Annotated in this window: 24 protein-coding genes; 3 read left to right on the plus strand and 21 right to left on the minus strand. The window is 54.8% G+C overall.

Annotation, left to right across the window (positions count from 1 at the left end; all coding sequences use genetic code 11):
* From tuf to fkpA, 9 genes are all read right to left on the minus strand, one after another.
* The coding region (gene tuf, locus OGV69_RS04675) for an elongation factor Tu (protein ID WP_286469143.1) at nucleotides 1-1151 on the minus strand (1151 nt) is incomplete at its 3' end.
* A 69-nt stretch (nucleotides 1152-1220) separates the two neighbouring features.
* Nucleotides 1221-3335: an elongation factor G gene (gene fusA, locus OGV69_RS04680; RefSeq protein WP_038634754.1), complete on the minus strand. Its 2115-nt coding sequence runs from the start codon at nucleotides 3333-3335 to the stop codon at nucleotides 1221-1223.
* A gap of 96 nt (nucleotides 3336-3431) precedes the next feature.
* Nucleotides 3432-3902: a 30S ribosomal protein S7 gene (rpsG, locus tag OGV69_RS04685; RefSeq protein WP_003023657.1), complete on the minus strand. Its 471-nt coding sequence runs from the start codon at nucleotides 3900-3902 to the stop codon at nucleotides 3432-3434.
* 95 nt (nucleotides 3903-3997) lie between these two features.
* On the minus strand, nucleotides 3998-4372 hold the full coding sequence (gene rpsL, locus OGV69_RS04690; protein ID WP_003023654.1) for a 30S ribosomal protein S12: 375 nt from the start codon (nucleotides 4370-4372) through the stop codon (nucleotides 3998-4000).
* Between the two features lie 125 nt (nucleotides 4373-4497).
* Complete coding sequence (gene tusB, locus OGV69_RS04695) at nucleotides 4498-4785, minus strand: sulfurtransferase complex subunit TusB (RefSeq protein ID WP_038634759.1); 288 nt, start codon at nucleotides 4783-4785, stop codon at nucleotides 4498-4500.
* A gap of 7 nt (nucleotides 4786-4792) precedes the next feature.
* A complete protein-coding gene (gene tusC / locus OGV69_RS04700) occupies nucleotides 4793-5152 on the minus strand; it encodes a sulfurtransferase complex subunit TusC (RefSeq protein WP_038634761.1) in 360 nt (119 codons plus the stop codon).
* Nucleotides 5152-5538 carry a sulfurtransferase complex subunit TusD gene (tusD, locus tag OGV69_RS04705; RefSeq protein ID WP_069323824.1) on the minus strand — a complete coding sequence of 129 codons (387 nt, stop codon included), beginning with the start codon at nucleotides 5536-5538 and terminating at the stop codon, nucleotides 5152-5154. Before tusD ends, tusC begins: the two co-directional genes overlap by 1 nt.
* Nucleotides 5538-6260, minus strand: a complete 723-nt coding sequence (locus tag OGV69_RS04710; protein ID WP_003023643.1) for a helix-turn-helix transcriptional regulator — start codon at nucleotides 6258-6260, stop codon at nucleotides 5538-5540. The genes tusD and OGV69_RS04710 overlap by 1 nt, the downstream gene beginning before the upstream one ends.
* 167 nt (nucleotides 6261-6427) lie before the next feature.
* Entirely contained in the window at nucleotides 6428-7246 is an 819-nt protein-coding gene (gene fkpA, locus OGV69_RS04715; RefSeq protein WP_038634767.1) for an FKBP-type peptidyl-prolyl cis-trans isomerase, read from the minus strand.
* A 232-nt stretch (nucleotides 7247-7478) separates the two neighbouring features.
* Here fkpA and OGV69_RS04720 point away from each other — a divergent pair, with 232 nt between their 5' ends.
* A complete protein-coding gene (locus OGV69_RS04720) occupies nucleotides 7479-7697 on the plus strand; it encodes a protein SlyX (RefSeq protein ID WP_038634770.1) in 219 nt (72 codons plus the stop codon).
* A gap of 197 nt (nucleotides 7698-7894) precedes the next feature.
* Here the strand turns inward: OGV69_RS04720 and slyD are convergent, their stop codons facing one another.
* From slyD to kefG, 4 genes are all read right to left on the minus strand, one after another.
* Nucleotides 7895-8497, minus strand: coding sequence for a peptidylprolyl isomerase (gene slyD / locus OGV69_RS04725; RefSeq protein ID WP_006687368.1), 603 nt, complete (start codon nucleotides 8495-8497; stop codon nucleotides 7895-7897).
* A 94-nt stretch (nucleotides 8498-8591) separates the two neighbouring features.
* The gene (locus OGV69_RS04730) at nucleotides 8592-8792 is read right to left on the minus strand and encodes a YheV family putative zinc ribbon protein (RefSeq protein WP_016154768.1); all 201 of its coding nucleotides are present in this window, start codon (nucleotides 8790-8792) and stop codon (nucleotides 8592-8594) included.
* 8 nt (nucleotides 8793-8800) lie between these two features.
* Complete coding sequence (kefB, locus tag OGV69_RS04735; protein ID WP_038634774.1) at nucleotides 8801-10606, minus strand: glutathione-regulated potassium-efflux system protein KefB; 1806 nt, start codon at nucleotides 10604-10606, stop codon at nucleotides 8801-8803.
* A complete protein-coding gene (gene kefG, locus OGV69_RS04740) occupies nucleotides 10606-11157 on the minus strand; it encodes a glutathione-regulated potassium-efflux system ancillary protein KefG (protein WP_003023629.1) in 552 nt (183 codons plus the stop codon). The genes kefB and kefG overlap by 1 nt, the downstream gene beginning before the upstream one ends.
* 132 nt (nucleotides 11158-11289) lie before the next feature.
* Between kefG and OGV69_RS04745 the strand changes: the two genes are divergently transcribed.
* Nucleotides 11290-13191 (plus strand): ABC transporter ATP-binding protein, encoded by a 1902-nt coding sequence (locus OGV69_RS04745; RefSeq protein WP_069323823.1) that lies wholly within the window; start codon nucleotides 11290-11292, stop codon nucleotides 13189-13191.
* Nucleotides 13192-13207: 16 nt separating this feature from the next.
* On the plus strand, nucleotides 13208-14140 hold the full coding sequence (locus OGV69_RS04750; RefSeq protein WP_069323833.1) for a LysR family transcriptional regulator: 933 nt from the start codon (nucleotides 13208-13210) through the stop codon (nucleotides 14138-14140).
* A gap of 90 nt (nucleotides 14141-14230) precedes the next feature.
* On the opposite strand, the gene mdcH is transcribed toward OGV69_RS04750, so the two are convergent.
* From mdcH to mdcA, 8 genes are all read right to left on the minus strand, one after another.
* Nucleotides 14231-15127 carry a malonate decarboxylase subunit epsilon gene (mdcH, locus tag OGV69_RS04755; RefSeq protein ID WP_069323822.1) on the minus strand — a complete coding sequence of 299 codons (897 nt, stop codon included), beginning with the start codon at nucleotides 15125-15127 and terminating at the stop codon, nucleotides 14231-14233.
* Entirely contained in the window at nucleotides 15124-15744 is a 621-nt protein-coding gene (locus OGV69_RS04760) for a malonate decarboxylase holo-ACP synthase (protein ID WP_069323821.1), read from the minus strand. Before OGV69_RS04760 ends, mdcH begins: the two co-directional genes overlap by 4 nt.
* 3 nt (nucleotides 15745-15747) lie before the next feature.
* Nucleotides 15748-16707 carry an AEC family transporter gene (locus OGV69_RS04765; RefSeq protein WP_069323820.1) on the minus strand — a complete coding sequence of 320 codons (960 nt, stop codon included), beginning with the start codon at nucleotides 16705-16707 and terminating at the stop codon, nucleotides 15748-15750.
* Nucleotides 16708-16833: 126 nt separating this feature from the next.
* Nucleotides 16834-17634 (minus strand): biotin-independent malonate decarboxylase subunit gamma, encoded by an 801-nt coding sequence (gene mdcE / locus OGV69_RS04770; protein ID WP_069323819.1) that lies wholly within the window; start codon nucleotides 17632-17634, stop codon nucleotides 16834-16836.
* Nucleotides 17634-18467, minus strand: a complete 834-nt coding sequence (locus OGV69_RS04775) for a biotin-independent malonate decarboxylase subunit beta (protein WP_038634789.1) — start codon at nucleotides 18465-18467, stop codon at nucleotides 17634-17636. The genes mdcE and OGV69_RS04775 overlap by 1 nt, the downstream gene beginning before the upstream one ends.
* Nucleotides 18460-18759, minus strand: coding sequence for a malonate decarboxylase acyl carrier protein (gene mdcC / locus OGV69_RS04780; protein WP_069323817.1), 300 nt, complete (start codon nucleotides 18757-18759; stop codon nucleotides 18460-18462). The genes OGV69_RS04775 and mdcC overlap by 8 nt, the downstream gene beginning before the upstream one ends.
* A 17-nt stretch (nucleotides 18760-18776) precedes the next feature.
* Nucleotides 18777-19637 (minus strand): triphosphoribosyl-dephospho-CoA synthase, encoded by an 861-nt coding sequence (locus tag OGV69_RS04785; RefSeq protein WP_069323816.1) that lies wholly within the window; start codon nucleotides 19635-19637, stop codon nucleotides 18777-18779.
* Nucleotides 19637-21292, minus strand: a complete 1656-nt coding sequence (gene mdcA / locus OGV69_RS04790) for a malonate decarboxylase subunit alpha (protein WP_038634792.1) — start codon at nucleotides 21290-21292, stop codon at nucleotides 19637-19639. Before mdcA ends, OGV69_RS04785 begins: the two co-directional genes overlap by 1 nt.
* Nucleotides 21293-21433 lie beyond the last annotated feature (141 nt).

A 21433-nucleotide genomic window follows, 5' to 3' on the forward strand; every position in this document is an offset into this window, starting at 1 on the left:
ACAGTACGGCCGCCTTCACGGATTGCGAAACGCAGACCGTCGTCCATCGCGATCGGGTGGATCAGGGTAACAACCATTTTGATGTTGTCGCCCGGCATTACCATCTCTACGCCTTCCGGCAGTTCGATGGTGCCAGTCACGTCAGTAGTACGGAAGTAGAACTGCGGACGGTAGCCTTTGAAGAACGGAGTATGACGGCCGCCTTCGTCTTTGGACAGGATGTACACTTCAGATTCGAACTTGGTGTGCGGCTTGATAGAGCCCGGCTTAGCCAGTACCTGACCACGTTCGATTTCTTCACGTTTGATACCACGCAGCAGAACACCAACGTTCTCACCAGCACGGCCTTCGTCCAGCAGTTTGCGGAACATTTCAACGCCAGTACAGGTAGACTTAGCAGTCTCTTTGATACCAACGATTTCAACTTCTTCACCAACTTTGATGATACCGCGTTCTACACGACCGGTAACAACGGTACCACGACCGGAGATGGAGAATACGTCTTCGATAGGCAGCAGGAACGGCTTGTCAATCGCACGCTCTGGTTCCGGGATGTAAGAGTCCAGGAAGCCAGCCAGTTCGATGATTTTCGCTTCCCACTCTGCTTCGCCTTCCAGCGCTTTCAGAGCAGAACCACGAACGATCGGAGTGTCGTCGCCCGGGAAATCGTACTGAGACAGAAGTTCACGAACTTCCATTTCTACCAGTTCCAGCAGCTCTTCGTCATCAACCATGTCGCATTTGTTCAGGAACACGATGATGTACGGAACGCCTACCTGACGACCCAGCAGGATGTGCTCACGAGTCTGCGGCATCGGGCCGTCAGTCGCAGCAACAACCAGGATCGCGCCGTCCATCTGCGCAGCACCGGTGATCATGTTTTTAACATAGTCGGCGTGGCCCGGGCAGTCTACGTGTGCGTAGTGGCGAGTCGGGGTGTCATATTCAACGTGAGAAGTGTTGATGGTGATACCACGAGCTTTTTCTTCCGGCGCGTTATCGATCTGGTCGAATGCACGAGCAGCACCGCCGTAGGTTTTAGCCAGTACGGTGGTGATTGCAGCGGTCAGGGTAGTTTTACCGTGGTCAACGTGGCCGATGGTGCCGACGTTAACGTGCGGTTTTGTACGTTCAAATTTTTCTTTAGACACGGCTATATTCCTTACTATAGTGCTCTCCCCTATGGAGAGAGCACGGGACTTAGGTTTTAATCCTGTGGCTTATTTACCACGGGCTTCAATAACGGCCTGAGCAACGTTGTTCGGCGCATCGTCGTACTTCAGGAACTCCATGGAGTAAGAAGCACGGCCTTTGGTCAGAGAACGCAGCTGGGTTGCATATCCGAACATTTCAGACAGCGGAACTTCAGCATGGATAACAACGCCAGTGACGTTGGATTCCTGACCACGAAGCATACCACGACGGCGGCTCAAGTCACCGATAACGTCACCGGTGTTCTCTTCCGGAGTCTCTACTTCAACCTTCATGATAGGCTCAAGCAGAACTGGTTTCGCTTTCTTAAAGCCATCTTTGAAGGCGATAGAAGCGGCCAGTTTAAACGCCAGCTCAGAGGAGTCAACGTCATGGTAAGAACCGAAGTGCAGACGCACGCCCAGATCAACAACCGGGTAACCAGCCAGCGGGCCAGATTTCAGCTGTTCCTGGATGCCTTTATCAACGGCCGGGATGTATTCGCCAGGAATTACACCACCTTTGATGTCGTTGATGAACTCGTAGCCTTTCGGGTTTGAACCCGGCTCCAGCGGGTACATGTCGATAACAACATGACCGTACTGACCGCGACCACCAGACTGCTTAGCGTGTTTACCTTCGATATCGGTAACTTTCGCGCGAATCGCTTCGCGGTAAGCAACCTGAGGTTTACCGACGTTCGCTTCAACGTTGAATTCACGCTTCATACGGTCAACGATGATGTCGAGGTGCAGCTCACCCATACCAGCGATAATAGTCTGGTTAGATTCTTCGTCAGTCCATACGCGGAAAGACGGGTCTTCTTTAGCCAGACGGCCCAGAGCCAGACCCATTTTTTCCTGGTCAGCTTTGGTTTTCGGTTCTACCGCGATGGAGATTACCGGCTCAGGGAATTCCATACGTTCCAGAATGATCGGGTGATCCGGGTCACACAGAGTGTCACCAGTGGTCACGTCTTTCAGACCGATTGCAGCAGCGATATCGCCCGCGCGAACTTCTTTGATCTCTTCACGTTTGTTGGCGTGCATCTGAACGATACGGCCAAAACGCTCACGTGCAGTTTTCACGGAGTTCAGGATGGTATCACCGGAGTTAACCACACCAGAGTACACACGGAAGAAGGTCAGGTTACCCACGAACGGGTCGGTAGCGATTTTGAATGCCAGAGCAGCAAACGGCTCATCATCGCTAGCGTGACGCTCAGCCGGAGTATCTTTACCGTCGTCCAGAATACCGTTGATCGCAGGTACGTCGACTGGGGATGGCAGGTAATCAATTACCGCATCCAGCATCGCCTGAACACCTTTGTTCTTAAATGCAGAACCACAGGTTACCAGGATGATTTCGTTGTTCAGAACGCGCTGACGCAGAGCTTTTTTGATCTCTTCTTCAGTCAGTTCTTCACCACCCAGGTATTTCTCCATCAGCTCTTCTGAAGCTTCCGCTGCGGACTCGATCAGGTTCTGGTGCCATTCGTCAGCCAGTTCCTGCATGTCAGCCGGGATATCTTCATAAGTGAAGGTTACGCCTGCATCTTCTTCGTTCCAGTTGATGGCTTTCATTTTCACCAGGTCAACAACACCGGTGAACGCTTCTTCAGCGCCAATCGCCAGCTGCAGCGGAACAGGGTTCGCGCCCAGACGGGTTTTGATCTGACCAACAACTTTCAGGAAGTTCGCACCCATACGGTCCATTTTGTTAACGAACGCAATGCGCGGAACTTTATATTTGTTTGCCTGACGCCATACGGTTTCAGACTGAGGCTGAACACCACCAACTGCGCAGTAAACCATTACTGCACCATCAAGCACACGCATGGAACGTTCTACTTCGATAGTGAAGTCAACGTGCCCCGGGGTGTCGATGATGTTTACGCGATGCGGTTCATACTGCTTAGCCATACCAGACCAGAATGCAGTAGTCGCTGCGGAGGTGATAGTAATACCACGCTCCTGCTCCTGCTCCATCCAGTCCATGGTGGCTGCGCCGTCATGAACTTCACCGATTTTATGGTTTACACCGGTGTAGAACAGAATACGTTCGGTAGTAGTGGTTTTACCGGCGTCGATGTGCGCACTGATACCGATGTTACGGTAGCGCGCGATGGGTGTTGTACGAGCCATTTGATTCCTCGTTTATCTTTTAGGCGTTCAATTTAAGTAGCCCAAAGCGGGCTGCTTACTGGAAGCGCCCGCCTGGTGACTAAAACTCCGAAGGGATTACCAACGGTAGTGTGCGAACGCCTTGTTGGCTTCTGCCATACGGTGAACGTCTTCACGTTTCTTAACTGCAGTACCTTTGTTTTCTGCAGCATCAGAAAGTTCGTTCGCCAGGCGCAGAGCCATGGATTTATCACCGCGTTTACGAGCAGCTTCAACGATCCAACGCATTGCCAGGGCATTACGACGGACCGGACGGACTTCAACTGGTACCTGATAAGTAGAACCACCAACGCGGCGAGACTTAACTTCGACAGTCGGGCGCACGTTTTCGAGAGCTACTTCGAAAGCTTCCAGTTCGTTTTTACCAGAACGCTGAGCCAGGGTCTCCAGCGCGCTGTATACGATAGTTTCGGCAGTAGATTTTTTACCATCTACCATCAGGATATTTACAAATTTAGCCAGCAGTTCTGATCCGAACTTCGGATCCGGCAGAATTTTACGCTGACCAATGACGCGACGACGTGGCATGGAAATACTCCGTTGTTAATTCAGGATTGTCCAAAACTCTACGAGTTTAGTTTGACATTAATATAAAACGTTTGGCCTTACTTAACGGAGAACCATTAAGCCTTAGGACGTTTCACGCCATACTTGGAGCGTGATTGCTTACGGTCTTTAACGCCGGAGCAGTCAAGCGCACCACGAACGGTGTGGTAACGAACACCCGGGAGGTCTTTTACACGACCGCCACGGATCAGGATCACGGAGTGCTCCTGCAGGTTGTGACCTTCACCACCGATGTAGGAAGTCACTTCAAAACCGTTAGTCAGACGAACACGGCAAACTTTACGCAGTGCGGAGTTCGGTTTTTTAGGGGTGGTAGTATATACACGAGTACATACGCCACGTTTCTGCGGGCATGCTTCCAGCGCAGGCACGTTGCTTTTTGCAACTTTGCGTGCACGTGGTTTGCGTACCAGCTGGTTAACTGTTGCCATTAAATAGCTCCTGGTTTTAGCTTTTGCTTCGTAAACACGTAATAAAACGACCTCATACAATATGAGGACGCAGAATTTTAGGTCGGTGTCGAAAAGGTGTCAAGAAATATACAACGATCCCGCAATTACCAGGACATCTGGTTGGGATGCTTCACCGTAAGTCTGACGAAGTCAGTATAGCTAACCCTGACGACACTGTCTGAAATTTGACCATCTAACCCGCGAGCTTTAATGTCTTCTTCCAGTACAGAGACCTTAATGGAGGCATTTTGCAGACTTTCAAGGAAACGGCTTCCTTCTATTGCGGCAGTCACGCCATCCTGGAGCAGTAAAAGCTCATCGTCTTTTTCAATCAGGCGAAGAAGAGAGGAGAAATCAGTAAGCCACGCGGAGCGGTGTAGTGTGTGCAGCATGAGAGTCTCAAAACCTTAAAATGACGTCATAATTACCTAGCTCACGGCGCAAATCTTCAGGTTCCAACGGCGTGGCATCAACCACAAAATTAACACCCTGCTGAAGACCCCGCTCACGTAATGAGGCGGCACAAAGCCAACATTGATCGATATCGTACAACTCCAACAGCTTGAACGTTGCGATATAGTTGCGAGCCAGAACGACATCCGGTTGTTGACCCTGGAGGATCTGGAACACGCCATCGCCGATAAAAAACACGCCGAGACCTTCCGTTAGCGCAGATGTCGCCAGTAAGGCATCTAACCCTTCACGGCCGGATGCGCTGCCGTGCGGCACGGTAGAAAAGACAAAAGCAACCCGTTTCATTAAAACTGCACCACGCGATCGCAGGTCAGGGACGCCTCAGCCAGCGAACCCAGCCCGCTGAGATTAAAACCTGATTGTAGATTAGCAGCTGCCAGCCCAAGCCGCTTTGCTTCAGCTTCATCAACAACGCCGCGACGCAACGCCGCTGCAACGCAAATATTTAGCGTCACGCCATGTTGTTGGTTCAGCTGTTGCCAGGCTCGTACCAGATCATACTCATCGCTGGCGGGCGAAGTCAGGAAGTTGGCGTTATACACACCTTCACGATAGAAAAATACGCTGCTTAACTCATGCCCTTCCTTGAGTAGCGCGTGGGCAAATTGCAACGCGCTACTCGCCTGCTGTGTACCATAAGCAGGTCCCGTCACCATGATGGTAAAGCGCATTACTTGTCTTGCCCCTGGAAATCGCCGCTTTTGAACTGGCGAATATAGAGGTAGACCGTGTGCTTGGAGATATTCAGCCGATCGGCGACCTGGTTAATCGCATCTTTAATATCGAAGATACCTTTCTCATACAGATTCAGGACAATCTGGCGGTTTTTCGCATTGTTGGATACATTGCGATCGGCATTCACTTCTTCGATCGTGAATTCCAGCGTCTGGGTGACCAGATCTTCGACTGAAGAAGCAAAGTTCACGGCAGAGCCCACTTCCGGGGTTTCCGGTGGGATAAAGGTATTCATTATCTGCGAGAATGGCACATCGAGGTTCATGTTGATGCACAGCAGACCAATCACGCGATGCTCTCGGTTACGAATGGCAATCGTCACCGACTTCATCAAGACACCGCTTTTCGCACGTGTGAAGTAACACTTCGACACGCTGCTATCCGCACCCGTCATATCATGCAGCATACGCAAAGCAAGGTCGGTTATCGGCGAGCCAATTTTACGGCCCGTGTGTTCACCGTTCGCAATGCGGATAGCTGAGCATTTCAAATCCTGCAAAGAGTGCAATACGATTTCACAATGGGAACCAATGAGCATCGCCAACCCGTCCACTACCGCTTCATAGGATTTAAGGATATCGAAGTCAGTCTGATCGAAAGGACGTTGATCCAGTAAATCTAGCTCACTGGTTTCGTTGGTTAAAAGCGACCTGGACATGAAAAAAAGCACTCCTTTTCAGGAGCCTGTCGTTATGTTGTCAGGGCAGGCTCATCACTATTATAGGGGCATCTAAAGTAATACAGCGCACAAGGCGCTTTCCAGTATTAATTATATCCTGTCGATAATAAAAAACCGCCGCCCTGTGGGCGGCGGTTACTGTTCGCTTACTTTTTGCTGCTATCTGCAGCTTTATCGGCCGGTGCAGCATCTGGCTGCGCCTCGGCTTTCGGTGCCGGTTTGATGTCTAACAGTTCAACATCAAAGACCAGCGTAGAGTTGGCCGGAATACCCGGAACGCCGGTTTTGCCGTAAGCCAGATCCGGTGGGATAACCAACTGAATTTTACCGCCTTTCTTGATGTTTTTCAGACCTTCAGTCCAGCCAGGGATAACACCATCAAGACGGAAAGAGAGCGGCTCGCCACGGGTGTAGGAGTTGTCAAACTCTTTACCATCAATCAGCGTACCTTTGTAGTTTACAACCACGGTATCGCTGTCTTTCGGCGCAGCGCCGGTACCTTCTTTCTCTACTTTGTAGATCAAGCCGGTGGAAGAGGTTTTAACGCCTTTCTCTTTAGCAAATTTCTCGCGGTAAACTTTACCTTTGGCTTCATTGTCAGCCGCGTCTTTTTCCATTTTCGCCTGAGCGGAGCTCTTCACGCGCGCTTCAAACGCCTGCAGAGTTTGTTCGATTTCCTGGTCAGAGAGCTTGCTCTTGTCAGCAAACGCATCCTGAACGCCAGCGATCAGCTGATCTTTATCCAGTTTGATGCCCAGCTTTTCCTGCTCTTTCAGGGAGTTTTCCATATAACGACCCAGTGACGCGCCCAGCGCGTAAGCGGATTTTTGGTCGTCATTCTTGAATGCTGCTTTGCTGTCAGCAGTAGCGGCTGGTTTCGCAGCATCAGCAGCGAAGGTGATCGGGGCATGCAGAGCAACAGCCATTGTGGTCGCCAGCAGCGTTACTTTAAACAGTGATTTCATCCATATCTCCAGGGCCGGGGCATCTCACCCCAGGGTTATCTAACATAAAAATGTACTATAAAGCGTTGCAGAACAAATCAACATACAGGCACGCCCTATTATCACCACTTTTCAGACTCTTTTTGTTTAAATTAGTTTCGTTGCCGAAGATTGAGTGCTGTGCAAACAGGCAAAGTTAAGTAGAATTCGCCGCAGTCCGCGATCTGCCGGAGAAAAAAGAAAGAGGTGAATCATGCAGGATACAACATTGGAAACTCGCCTGGCCGAGCTGGAAAGCCGCCTGGCATTTCAGGAAATCACCATTGAAGAGCTCAACGTGACGGTAACTGCGCATGAACTGGAAATGGCTAAACTACGCGATCATCTGCGTCTGCTGACTGAGAAGCTGAAAGCCACGCAGCCGTCCCACATCGCGTCGCAGTCCGAAGAGACCCCACCGCCGCATTATTAAGACGTAAAAAAAGCGGGGATATCCCGCTTTTTTGTGCCCGATGGCGCGAACGCTTAGCAGGCCTACTCACATATACCCAAAGGATTTCAAATCACAGCAAGGCGGCAAGCTTGAGGAAGTCCCGGGAGCATAGATAACTATGTGACCGGGATTTGAAAGCGCAGCCAACACCGCTGTGGGTTGAAAGACGAAGGGTATTAGTGGCAACCGCAGCCGCCGTTACCTTTACCGCCACCGCCGCAGCAGCCTTCGCCACCGTGCTCGTGACCATGGTCGTGGCCGTGACCACCGCAGCAACCATCGTGACCGTGGTCATGATCGTGGTCGTGACCGTGCGCGCCGTGAACGTGGCCATGAGCCAGTTCTTCTTCGGTCGCTTCACGAATCGCTACAACTTCTACGTTGAATTTCAGGTTCTGGCCAGCCAGCATGTGGTTACCGTCAACCACAACGTGGTCGTCTTCCACTTCGGTAATTTCTACCGGTACTGGACCCTGGTCAGTTTCAGCCAGGAAACGCATGCCAACCTGCAGTTCGTCAACGCCCATGAAGACGTCTTTAGGAACGCGCTGCACCAGGTTTTCGTCGTACTGACCGTAAGCGTCGTTTGCGCCAACAGCAACGTCGAATTTGTCGCCAACTTCATGACCGTCCAGCGCTGTTTCCAGGCCAGAAATCAGGGAACCGTGACCATGCAGGTAGTCCAGCGGTGCACTCACCGGAGACTCATCAACCAACACACCGTCTTCTGTACGTACCTGATAGGCCAGGCTGACCACCAGGTCCTTTGCTACTTTCATGATATCTCCTGAGCATGGAAAGAATAGTGGCGCAGATTGTAGCGGAATTCTGCACCCGTGTACCCTCTAGCTTAAAAAAAGCTGCGCCATATCGCTAGTCCGGATGAAAAATCCCGATCACTTGCTCTTCTTTGCGAACATGTTCGCGCGCCTCTTTATCGGCTTCCCGCATCTGATGCCCGCACTTAACACACTCAACAATATCGATATTATTTTCGCGCCACATCGCCAGTGTATCCTGCGCCTGGCAGGACGGACATTTTGCGCCTGCAATAAAACGTTTACGAATTGCCATGATTACCTCTACTCAAATTCATCCCAGCCGTCCAGCTGACGCCGCTCTTGCTGCATCTCACGTTGGAAAATTTCCTCCAGTTCACGCCGGGCTTCCCTGGCTCGCGAGATTTGTACCGTGTCTGTATGCATGGGAATCAATTCCCGCAACATGCGCATATCGAGCCGCCGAAAATGCAGTTGAGCGCGCTGAGCCTGGTGCGGATGCATCCCCAACGTGACCAGCGTTTTACGCCCCAACTCCAGCGCACTGGAGAACGTTTCGCGGGAAAACTGCGTCACTCCGGCCTGTAATAACTCATGCGCCTCTACACGTCCGCGCGCTCGCGCAAGAATATGCAAATGCGGAAAGTATTGTTGGCAAAGCTCCACCAGTTTCATGGTGTCTTCGGGTTCATTACAAGTAATGACGATGGATTGCGCCGCCTCTGCCCCCGCGGAACGCAGCAGATCCACCTGCGTTGCATCTCCGTAATAGACCTTATAGCCATATTTGCGCATCAGATTCACAGCGCTGATATCTCGCTCCAGGACGGTAATACGCATTTTATTGGCCATCAGTAAGCGACCAATAACCTGACCAAAGCGTCCAAACCCCACGACAATGACCTGCGGTTTATCATCCTCCACCCAGGGTTTTTCATCTTCTTCATCCGGGCCGTTAAACTGGCGGGAGAGCCATTTATCAATCAGCTTCATCACCAGCGGCGTGGTCATCATCGACAACGTGACGGTCACCAGCAGTAGCGCCATTTGATCGCCCTGAAACAATCGTTGCGAGGATGCCGTTGAAAACAGCACGAAAGCGAATTCACCGCCCTGGCTTAACACGCCGGCAAACTGCATTCGTTCAGAGCTTCTCATGCCGTTCAGTCGTGCCAGCACATACAGCACCAGCATCTTCACGACCACCAGCACGATTACGCTCGCCGCTACCCACAGAATATGGGTATAGAGCACGCCGAGATTGAGCGACATGCCGACGGAGATAAAAAACAGTCCGAGCAACAGGCCCTTAAAGGGATCGATTGCCGTTTCCAACTCATGGCGGTATTCGCTTTCCGCCAGCAGCACGCCCGCGATAAACGTTCCCAGCGCCATCGACAATCCCAGCGCATCCATAAATAGCGCGGAACCCAGTACCAGCAGCAGCGTAGCGGCGGTGAACACTTCCCGCACGCCAGAACCCGCAATAAAGCGGAAAACAGGGCGCAGCAAATAGCGTCCGCCAATCAACATGCCGGCGAAAGCCAACACCTTCATGCCCACTTTGATCCAGTCAAAATGTTCATCGGCAGACCCCGCCAGCAGTGGAACCAGCGCCAGTGCGGGGATTACGGCCAAATCCTGGAACAGCAGCACCGAAAAACCCAGTTGCCCGGATTCGCTGCGGTTCATGCCTTTTTCGCGCATCAACTGTAGCGCCATGGCGGTCGATGACATCGCCAGACCAATGCCGCCGACCACTGCCGCTTGCCAGGAGAATGCGGTCAGCATCAGCAAGCCAGCCAGTACCACTGCGCTCAACATCACCTGCGCGGCACCGACGCCAAAAATTGAACGCCGCAATTGCCATAACTTGGCCGGGTTAAGTTCCAGCCCAATGATGAACATCAAAAAGACGACACCCAGTTCGGAAAAGTGCAGGATTTCATCTACATCGCTAATGAATCCTAATCCCCACGGACCGATAGCGATCCCCGCCAGCAAGTATCCTAATACCGGGCCAATACCCAGCCGCGATGCCAGCGGCACCGCAGCGACCGCCGCGAAGAGGAACAACACTCCCGCGGTCAATAAATCAGAACCTTCCATCAGCGGCCTCCCACAGGAATCGGATTCGCCAGCCAGTCACCGTACGCTTTAGCATGGCTGTCCAGCTCCTGCTTCGTTTGCCGCCTTGCCCAGTAAACGATGATTGGGCTCATCCAGTGCATGCGGCACATACCGGCCGTTAGCTCAAAAGGGCGCAGTACATCGCTCATCGGATAACGGTTCAGCGCGTCATAACGGTACGCGCTTTCCGGTTCACCGGTGGTGATGACGCTTCGCCAGTACTTTCCCGCCAGTTGATTCCCTCCGGGACCGCTGGCAAATCCGCGGCTCAGTACACGGTCAAGCCACTCCTTTAACAGCGCCGGGCAGCTATAGGTGTAGAGAGGATGTTGAAAAACAATCACATCATGCTCACGCAGCAGCGCCTGCTCATGCGGAATGTCGATAAAAAAATCAGGATAGTGCGCGTAAAGATCGTGCACGGTAACATTACTGAGCTGCATGGCCGGTTTAAGCAGAACCCGGTTCGCGACCGAGTCCTGAGATTCCGGATGGGCATACAGCAGCAACACTTTCGCTGGCTGGAACATCATCCCCCTCCCGGTTTTGTCTTTTGTCTATTTTCGACGTTTTGGGCTACCATGGCGTCTCAGTGCGGCAAACGGCCCACACATTACATTATCATAATGATAAATTAACATAGTCTGAACATACGGCGCCTTATGATTGTTTTCTCATCGTTACAAATTCGTCGCGGCGTGCGCGTCTTGCTGGACAATGCCACGGCCACCATTAATCCAGGGCAGAAAGTTGGTCTGGTGGGCAAAAATGGCTGCGGTAAATCTACTCTGCTGGCATTGCTGAAAAATGAAATCAGCGCTGACGCCGGAGGATTTACCTATCCGGGAAACTGGCAACTCGCCTGGGTGAATCAGGAAACGCCAGCATTGCCACAGCCCGCGCTGGAGTACGTGATTGACGGCGACCGCGAGTATCGTCAACTGGAAGCGCAGTTGAACGATGCCAACGAACGTAACGATGGACACGCTATTGCCACCGTCCATGGCAAGCTGGATGCCATTGACGCCTGGACCGTACGCTCACGCGCGGCAAGCCTGCTGCATGGCCTCGGCTTCTCCAATGAACAGCTTGAACGTCCGGTCAGCGATTTTTCCGGCGGCTGGCGTATGCGTCTTAACCTGGCCCAGGCGCTGATTTGCCGTTCAGACCTTCTGCTGCTTGATGAACCGACCAACCACCTCGATCTTGACGCAGTGATCTGGCTGGAAAGATGGCTGAAAAGCTATCAGGGTACGCTGATTTTGATTTCCCATGACCGCGACTTCCTCGACCCGGTGGTGGACAAAATTATTCATATCGAACAGCAAACCATGTTCGAGTACACCGGCAACTACAGCGCGTTTGAAATCCAGCGTGCGACCCGCCTCGCGCAGCAACAGGCGATGTACGAAAGTCAGCAGGAGCGTGTGGCGCATCTGCAAAGCTATATCGATCGTTTCCGCGCTAAAGCAACCAAAGCAAAGCAAGCGCAGAGCCGTATCAAAATGCTGGAACGTATGGAGCTCATTGCCCCGGCGCACGTGGACAACCCGTTCCACTTCAGCTTCCGTCAACCGGAAAGCCTGCCAAACCCGCTATTGAAGATGGAAAAGGTCAGCGCTGGCTATGGCGATCGCGTCATTCTCGATTCGATCAAACTGAATCTGGTGCCGGGTTCACGCATTGGCCTGCTCGGTCGTAACGGTGCGGGTAAATCAACCCTGATTAAGCTGCTGGCGGGTGAACTGGCCCCCATCAGCGGTGAAATCGGTCTCGCCAAAGGCATTAAACTGGGTTACTTCGCGCAGCATCAGCTGGAGTTTTTACGTGCCGATGAATCCCCCATCCAACACCTGGCGCGCATGGCGCCGCAGGAACTGGAGCAGAAACTGCGCGACTACCTCGGCGGATTCGGCTTTCAGGGCGATAAAGTCAGCGAACAGACCGCCCGCTTCTCCGGTGGTGAAAAGGCGCGCCTGGTGCTGGCATTGATCGTCTGGCAGCGCCCGAACCTGCTGCTGCTTGATGAACCGACTAACCACCTGGATTTGGATATGCGTCAGGCGCTGACCGAAGCGCTGATCGATTTCGAAGGCGCGCTGGTCGTGGTCTCGCACGACCGTCATCTGATTCGCTCCACTACCGACGACCTCTATCTGGTGCACGACAAGAAAGTCGAGCCGTTTGACGGCGATCTGGAAGATTATCAACAGTGGCTGAGCGATGTGCAGAAACAGGAAAACCAGAGCGACGAACCGGCGAAGGAGAGCGTGAACAGCGCCCAGGCGCGTAAGGATCAGAAGCGTCGCGAAGCTGAACTCCGCACCCTGACGCAGCCGCTGCGCAAAGAGATCACCCGTCTGGAAAAAGAGATGGAGAAACTACAGGCGCAGTTGGCGCAGGCGGAAGAGAAACTCGGTGATAGCGAACTCTACGATCAAAGTCGCAAAGCCGAACTCACTGCCTGTTTGCAGCAGCAAGCGAATGCAAAATCCGGGCTGGAAGAGTGTGAAATGGCCTGGCTGGATGCGCAGGAACAACTCGAACAGATGCTGGCCGACTAACGATGGGAAGACGATGATGAATCAGCTGACGACCAACGATATTACCTTCCGCAAGCTGAGCATCTTCATGACCTTTATGGAGAAGGGTAACATCGCCCGCACCGCCGAGGCGCTGAACATCAGCGGCGTTAGCGTTCACCGGGCGTTACACACGCTGGAAGAGAACGTTCGTTGCCCGCTGTTCGTTCACAAAGGGCGTAATCTTATCGCCCAGCCCGCAGCGTGGACATTGCTGGAGTACTGCCAGGAAGTCACCCAATTGATGGAACGCGGGCTGGAAGAGGCGCGCAAAACGGCAGGCGTGGGTCAGGGCCGTTTACGCGTTGGCACGCTCTACTCACTGACGCTGGAGACGGTACCGCACCTGATTATGGGCATGAAGCTGCGCCGCCCGGATCTGGAGCTGGATCTCACCATGGGCTCCAACGAAGCGCTGCTGAAGATGCTGGAAGACGGCGTGCTGGACGCCATCCTCATCTCCATTTCCGAAAGCGAAATCGACCGCAACAGCCTCGAAGTGCTGCCCCTGTTCCACGACGATATCTACCTCGCCGCACCGATGTCAGCTACGCTGGACGCCACCATGAAGGCGGACCTGCGCCACTATCGCAATGAGAAATTTGTCTCGCTGGCGGAAGGATTTGCCACCTACGCCGGTTTTCAGGAAGCATTTCATATCGCCGGGTTTGAGCCTGAAATCGTTACCCGCGTAAACGACATCTTCTCCATGCTCAGTCTGGTACAGGCAGGGGTGGGTTTCTGTTTAATGCCGGGGCGAATGAAGAAAATGTATGAGAATACCGTGAAGCTGCAAAAACTGGCTGAACCCTATCAGATGCAGCAGCTTATCGCGATTGTCTTTGCCCGCAACCGCGAGCGCGACCCAAGCCTGTTAGCGCTGGCCGCCGAAGGGCGCATGTACGCCAGGACGCTGAACCAGAACGCCTGAATCGCCGGATGGCGACGCTTCGCGTCTTATCCGACCTACACCAGGTGCGAGCCGTAGGCCCGATAAGCGCAGCGCCATCGGGCAATCACATCACGCACGAAGGCGTTTCGCCAGATGCACGGCAACATCGACGCCGCTGCGCTCCAGAGAAATAGACTCCCCTTCCCACGCGGCCTGACGCGTCAGGCAGGTCAGTACGCCACCGGGCGGCATTTCAATCGCCAGCCGCGCTTCACGTTCGTTAGCGGAAATCACCGCCTCCTGCCAACGTACCGTACGTGCCATATTCATCGCCAGGTCGTCAGCAATACGCTCCGGCTGCCACAGCACGCGTCCGGTACTGCCGCTCAGGTAGGCATCGCGCGGACGGGAAAGCGTCACGCGGCTGAACGCTTCAACCAGCTTTTGCGCGGGCTCGGCCAGCAGTTCACAGTGCGACGGCACGCTCACCGCCAGACGAGAAGCCTTACTGGCCCCTTTGGCCATCGCGCGTTTTGCCACTTCCGCCATCGCTTCATCGGTACCCGCAATCACAATCTGCGTTTCGGCATTCAGGTTGGCAATATAGGTTTCGCTGTCTGCCACCAGGCTTTCCACCTGACTTAACGTTAGCCCCATAATCGCCGTCAGGCCGTAACCGTGTGGGTATGCTTGCTCCATTAAGTCACCGCGCAGCGCCACCAGCGTCAGCGCATCGGCAAAATCGAGCGCACCGGCAACCACCGCCGCCGGGTACGCGCCAATGGAGAGTCCACTGAGGATATCAGGCGCGACACCACGACGTTCAAGCTCACGCGCCCAGGCAACGCCGGCAATCAGCAGAGACAGTTGAACGGCTCGGGTATGTTTCAACGCTTCAGGGCTATCCAGCGTATCCACCTCTGCGCCCAGCACTTCACGCGCCTGAGCGAGCTCCGCCCCCGGAAGGTTTTGCAGCATACCTTCGTGCTGTGTCCCTTGCCCCGGGAAGGTAAACAGAATTTTCATGACTCCTCCCTGCCCCACGGGTCGAGAACCAGTTGCGGCCCCTGCGAGGTTTTCAGTAATGCTTTTCCATCACGCAGCCATTCATTAAGGGCAAAGCCGCCGCGCGGAGTATCCACTTGGATATCCGCCCGGCACAGCCCGCCCGTCAGCTGCTGCTGCCACTTCTCCAGCGCTTGTCGGGAGAGCGGCTGAGGCGCGCGGATCAGCAGATCCAGATCGCTTGCCGCATGGATCACCGGGATCCCGGTTGCCAGCGCATAGCCGGTACTCCCGGTAATGCCCCACGTCCACGGCCACGACTGCTGGGCCAATAATAAAGCCACCTGAAGCGGCGGCTGAGAGATAAAGGGCGAACGCAGCAGCGTCTGCGGGTCCACCAGCGATTCCGGCGAGCAGACGCGAACGACCGCCTCCGCTTTCACCCAACCGGCGGCGCGCTGGTCGCGCTTCATCCCGCGGACGCCCACGGGAATACGCCCCTGCGCATCAACATCACGCCGCACGACCACCGGCAGACCGCTATGCCAGACGGTATCCACCCAGGATTCCGTGACATCCTCGAGCGCGTCGCGTGCGTTCAGCCAGATAAGATCGTGTGGACGTAATGTTGTGCTCATGATTTAGATTCCTGAAGTCAGCGAGATAAACAGCGGCAGCGACAGGATACACAGTACAGAGCTCAACAGCAGCACGGCTTCTGCATCTGGAGACTGCACGCCAAAGCGGTTACCGAACACCACGCCGAAGAAGCCCGCGGACAGTGCAATCATCAGGATGGCAGTGATAGCCACGGAACCATGCAGGCCGAAAATCAGCACGATACCCCAGGCAATGGCCGGTTGAATCAGCAACTTAGCGATGGTGGAAGTAATCACCACGGTATTGATCTGCAGTTTACGCGCAGAGAGGATCACACCAGTCAGGAACAGCGCCGCCGCAGTAGCAGACAGACCCAGCGGTTTGATCGCCGCCAGCACCAGCTCCGGCATTTTAATACCAATGGCGGAAAGGATAACCCCCAGCAGCGGGCCCATTACGATTGGTTTTTTAATCGAGCGCCACATCAGTACCGGCAGCATAGAGAGCGTAGAACCGGAGTTACCGCCTTCAGCACGCGCTTTTTCACGCTCGAGGATCAGCAGGCAGAACGGTGTCATCAGCACGGAGCCGCAGGCAATGGAAACGGCAACGGACAGCGAAGTTGAAGATGCTTCACCCAGCACGCTACCCAGAATCGGCAGACCCAGCGCGGCATAGTTTGGCAGCGCAACGGTCAGGGTCAGCACGGCGGCATCCTGTGGAGATTTCTTGAAAACTTTGGTCGCCATAAAGTAGATAGCGGCATAGGTAATCCACATCGCCAGCGTCAACACCACAATCAGCGGTGACTGAGCCACGATACCGGCCCACGGCGTTTGTACCGTGGCGCTAAACAGCGCTGCGGGTAACGCAAAGTCCATCACGAAAATATTGAGCAGGGAGACATTCTTGTTGTCGACCATTTTGGCCTTCCCGGCCCAGAATCCCAGCAACATGATGACGAAAATCGGAGCAAGAGCATGAACAATTACGTAAGTCATATTTCACCTGTAATCTTAAAAGAAGTAGCACTGACGCGATGATTGTTATTTTTCGGATGCAGCGACCCACGCGGGTGCAGTCACTGCACCCGCGGAGCCGTACATCCGGCAGGTCTCTTTTTTTACTTACCAGCTTGCTCGCATGCGTTCGCGTACGAGGGCAGAGCTGCGGCGATTGTCGGCACCCAGACGGCTTTTAAGCGTAGGGTCCTGACGCGCGTCGTTGATGGCCTGTTGCAGGGTGTTTTTCACCAGCGCCAGGTCTTGTGCGGATGGGGCATCCGGGTTGCTGATATCCAGCAGGTTTTCCAGCAGGCCCAGGGTGGCGTAGTTGCTGATGTCATAGGCCATCGGCGGAATGGTTGCCGCCAGTTTTTCCAGCGCCTCAACGGTACGCAGGGTAATGCGCGCCGCGGACTCTTTGCCCATCGCGTGAATCAGTACGCCTTTATCGTTGAAGGCGATCAGACGGTTTGCCTGGTAGCCGTGCGCCAGAAATGCCCCGGACATCGCTTTACCGACGATAAGACCAATCACCGGGTGGCCTGCCAGACGCGCATTGGCATACGCCGCAGCCGCGCCAGCCAGCGCCTGATGAATGCCAAAGCCTTCTTCACGACGACCATAGGCCTGGCTGGCGACGTCAATCACCGCCACAATCGGGCGCTTGACGGCTTTATCGGCATCGGCGGCGATGGTTTCGCTGACGACTTTCGCAAGCCACCAGCCTTCCAGCAGACCGACTTCACCTTTAGTGGCGCGCGGATAGTGGTTATGGGCATCCGGAACGACGGCGATAAAGCGCACGTTTTCACCGTTCAGCTCGCCATCAGCGGCCTGTACGGACGGGCACAGCCCTGCAATACGTTTGGCGCCTGGCGCCAGCGTTTCCAGCCATAATTCGCCACGGCTAATTACGTTACTCATCATTTCACCTCCCGGGCGAAGAGCGCTCTAATCTGTTCTGAATCGGCCTGTTTGCGGGTATCAAAATGGCTCAGGCGGTCGAGATACCAGTCGTAATTATCGGTGCGATGTTTTGCCGGAACGCCTTTCGCCAGCGCCTCGTTCATGGCGGCTTTCACCGCGTTCACACCGTCGTTGACCAGTGCTTCTACCAGCCCGCTTTCGTAGCGAACTTCACCACCGGTCATGCTCCAGATGAACGGACGGTCGCGGGAGTCATACTCTTCAATCCCGGCTTCCTGTTCGATTACCTGCGGGCCGTTCAGGCCGAGACGCGCTTCGCGGGTCACAATCAGATAGCTACACAGCGCCGCCGCGATGGACATCCCGCCGAAGCAGCCCACAGTACCGGCCACAATGCCAACCACCGGGGTGTAACGACGCAGATCCACAATCGCCGCATGAATATCGGCAATCGCCGCCAGACCGAGGTTCGCTTCTTGTAAACGAACCCCGCCGGTTTCCAGGCTCAGTACCGCCTGAGTAGGAATGCCGTTACGGTTATCTTCCGCCGCCAGCTCCAGCGCCGCTGCCATTTTGGCACCGGACACTTCGCCCATGCTGCCGCCCTGGAACGCGCCTTCAATCGCTACAACAACGGCCGGTTTACCATTGATGGTGCCTTTTGCCACCACCATGCCGTCATCGGCCTGTGGAACAATGCCCTGTGCACCGAGCCACGGCGACATCACGCCTTCAAATGGGTCGAGCAGTTCACGGTAGCTGCCTTCATCCAGCAGCGCATGCGCACGCTGGCGTGCTTTTAATTCGATAAAACTGCGGTCATCACGCATAGCTCACCTCTTCAAAAACCTGTTCGATACGGATGCGCGCCACGCCCGGCGTCGCGCCGAAGTCATGGATGGTCAGTTTGCCGGCAGGCAGGCTGCTGACCGTCTGCAGACGGTTGAACAGCGCTTCCCAGCGGCGGGTGCTGTTATTGACAGAAGTGGTGATATCAATGGTTAATGTCTGGCCCTGGTCGGCGGTGAATAACACCTCCATATCCCCGGAGCCCACAACGCCTGCCAGCGCTTTGCCGCTTAAGGTGCGGCTGGCCGGTACGGTTAACGTAATGTGTTCCATAACATCCTCTTAATGCTTTAAATACGGCGATTCGACGTGATTTCGACGCGATCGAGAAATAGCGTGGCGGCGAGCAGGTCAGCCGCGCCGCCCGGCGAGGCGTTTAGCGCCAGCATCTGGCTATCCAGTTCCGCTAATGCCGCCTGACCCGCCGGGTGCGCGCTGCCGCCTGCATTCAACACGGCGCGCGCGCCGTCCTGCATGGCATCAAGCCCTTCCAGCCCGGCACGAGAAAGTACGCAGGTATCGGTCAGCGAGGTCATGATGGCCATCAGCGCATCCAGCCTCGCGTGCGTCTCGCTACTACCGCGCAGGCGGCTTAAACGCAGTTGCGGCAGCGCGCGCTGCATCACGTGCGGAAACGCCTGCTGAGCTTCTTCACGAGCGCCCGGTACACGATAACGATGCGTCGCGCGAAGCCCTTTGCTGAACACCTTCGGCGCTGCGTCATCCGGCAGCTTCGCCAGTTCCGCTGCGGTAGCGGCTATCTGCTGCGCGCCACCGGCACCACCGTGCATCGCAACGGCGCTCACCAACAACCCCAGCGCCCAAATCGCGCCGCGGTGGGTATTCACGCCGTGGGTCGCGGCCATCATCTGCTGCTCGCCCTCACGGCCGAGTCGCCCTATGGTTTGTCTGAGCGCAATATCCGCTGGACGCTGCCAGCTTTGCTGCGCCAGCGCCTGAAACGTAGGGGTCAGGCTATGTGCGGAGCGCTCCATTAGCGAAAGCGTAAGATCGTGGTGCGCGCCGTTCCCCCGACTGTCCACCAGACCGGGTTTCGGGCTTAATCGTGCTTCGTCAATCAGACACTGCGTGGCGGTTCGCGCCAGCCACTCGGCACCGCCTTCAACCTGAATCTGGGGCAGAAGTTTCATTACCAGCTCCGGAATTTCGCAGGTGGGTTGTAAAGACCGCCGGACCATTCCACCAGGTCAGCGACGCTACCGGCTGCCAGCAGCGAACGGGTGGCATCGGTACGACGAATGCCCATATCTTCCGGATAGACCACCTTGCCGCTCTGACGCAGTTCGGCAACGCGCTTAGCGTCAACGCCCAGCCCGATATCGGTGATCCCTGCTACCGCAGCCACCATCGCACGGCGCTCTTCAAGATCTTTGGCGCGGTAGAGGTAGGCGATACCTTCTTCTGTCAGCACGTGGGTTACGTCATCGCCGTAGATCATTACCGGTGCCAGCGGCATACCGGAGGCTTTCGCCACGTCAACCGCGTCCAGTTTTTCGACGAAGGTTGGCTTCACGCCCGCCTGGAAAGTTTCGACCATCTGCACCACCAGTTTTTTACCGCGCTGCATTGGGTCTGGTTCGGTGATCATATTCAGCCAGGCTGGCGTTGCATGACGACGACCGTGCGGGTCGTGACCCATGTTTGGCGCGCCGCCGAAGCCAGAAAGACGGCCGCGGGTCACGGTGGAGGAGTTGGCGTAGCCATCAACCTGCAGGGTGGAGCCGATAAACATATCTACCGCGTACTGGCCAGCCAACTGGCAGAAGGCGCGGTTAGAACGCATCGAGCCGTCGGAACCGGTAAAGAAGATGTCCGGACGGGCGCGGATATACTCTTCCATCCCCAACTCGCCGCCGAAGCAGTGCACGCTTTCTACCCAGCCGCTCTCAATTGCCGGAATCAGCGTTGGATGCGGGTTCAGGGTCCAGTGCTTACAGATTTTGCCTTTCAGACCGAGCTGTTCACCGTAGGTTGGCAGCAACAGTTCAATCGCCGCGGTGTTGAAGCCGATACCGTGGTTCAGCGACTGTACCTGATGTTCCGCGTAGATGCCTTTAATCGCCATCATCGCCATCAGGATGTGTTCCTGTTTGATCAGGCGCGGGTCGCGGGTAAACAGCGGTTCGATAAAGAACGGTTTGTCAGCCACCACGACGTAGTCAATCCAGGAACCCGGAATATCCACGCGCGGCAGGTCGCATTCGTCGTCCACCAGCTCGTTCACCTGTGCGATGACGATACCGTCGTGGAATGCAGCAGCTTCCACCAGCGCCGGGGTATCTTCGGTACTCGGCCCGGTGTAGAGGTTACCTTTACGGTCAGCTTTATAACCGGCAATCAGCGCCACGTTCGGGGCCAGGTCAACATAAAGACGGGAATAGAGTTCGATGTAGGTGTGGATGGCGCCGATTTCCAGTTGGCCATCTTCCAGTAGTTGCGAAATACGCAAGCTTTGGGTACCGGAGAAGGAGAAGTCCAGCTTACGGGCGATGCCTTTTTCAAAGATATCCAGATGCTCGCTGCGCCCGACGCTTGGCATAATCATATGCAGGTCGTGCACAATCTGCGGATTGACTTCAGCCAGCATGCGGGACAGGAAATCTGCCTGCTTCTGATTATTCCCTTCTAATACCACGCGGTCACCCGGCGCGATCAGTTTTTCCAGCATCGCGGTCAGGTCTGCGGTCGGCAGCACCTTACCCTGCACCGGAACGGAAGCCAGACGGCGCTGTTTTTCCGTGCGGCGGGTGTTCCAGACTCGTGCTGGCGTTTGCCCAGATAACATTATTAACCTCCTGATTCAGCTAATCATTTTGATTGCTTAACACTGGAAAGAGTGTGCACCCTGGTGAGAAAGTCATCAATTAAGCGTAGGAAAGAATCATTAGCTTGAGAGTAATAATTGAAGTAACCATTTGTGACGATG

This window comes from Citrobacter sp. Cc139 (assembly GCF_030334645.1).
GTDB lineage: Bacteria > Pseudomonadota > Gammaproteobacteria > Enterobacterales > Enterobacteriaceae > Citrobacter > Citrobacter werkmanii.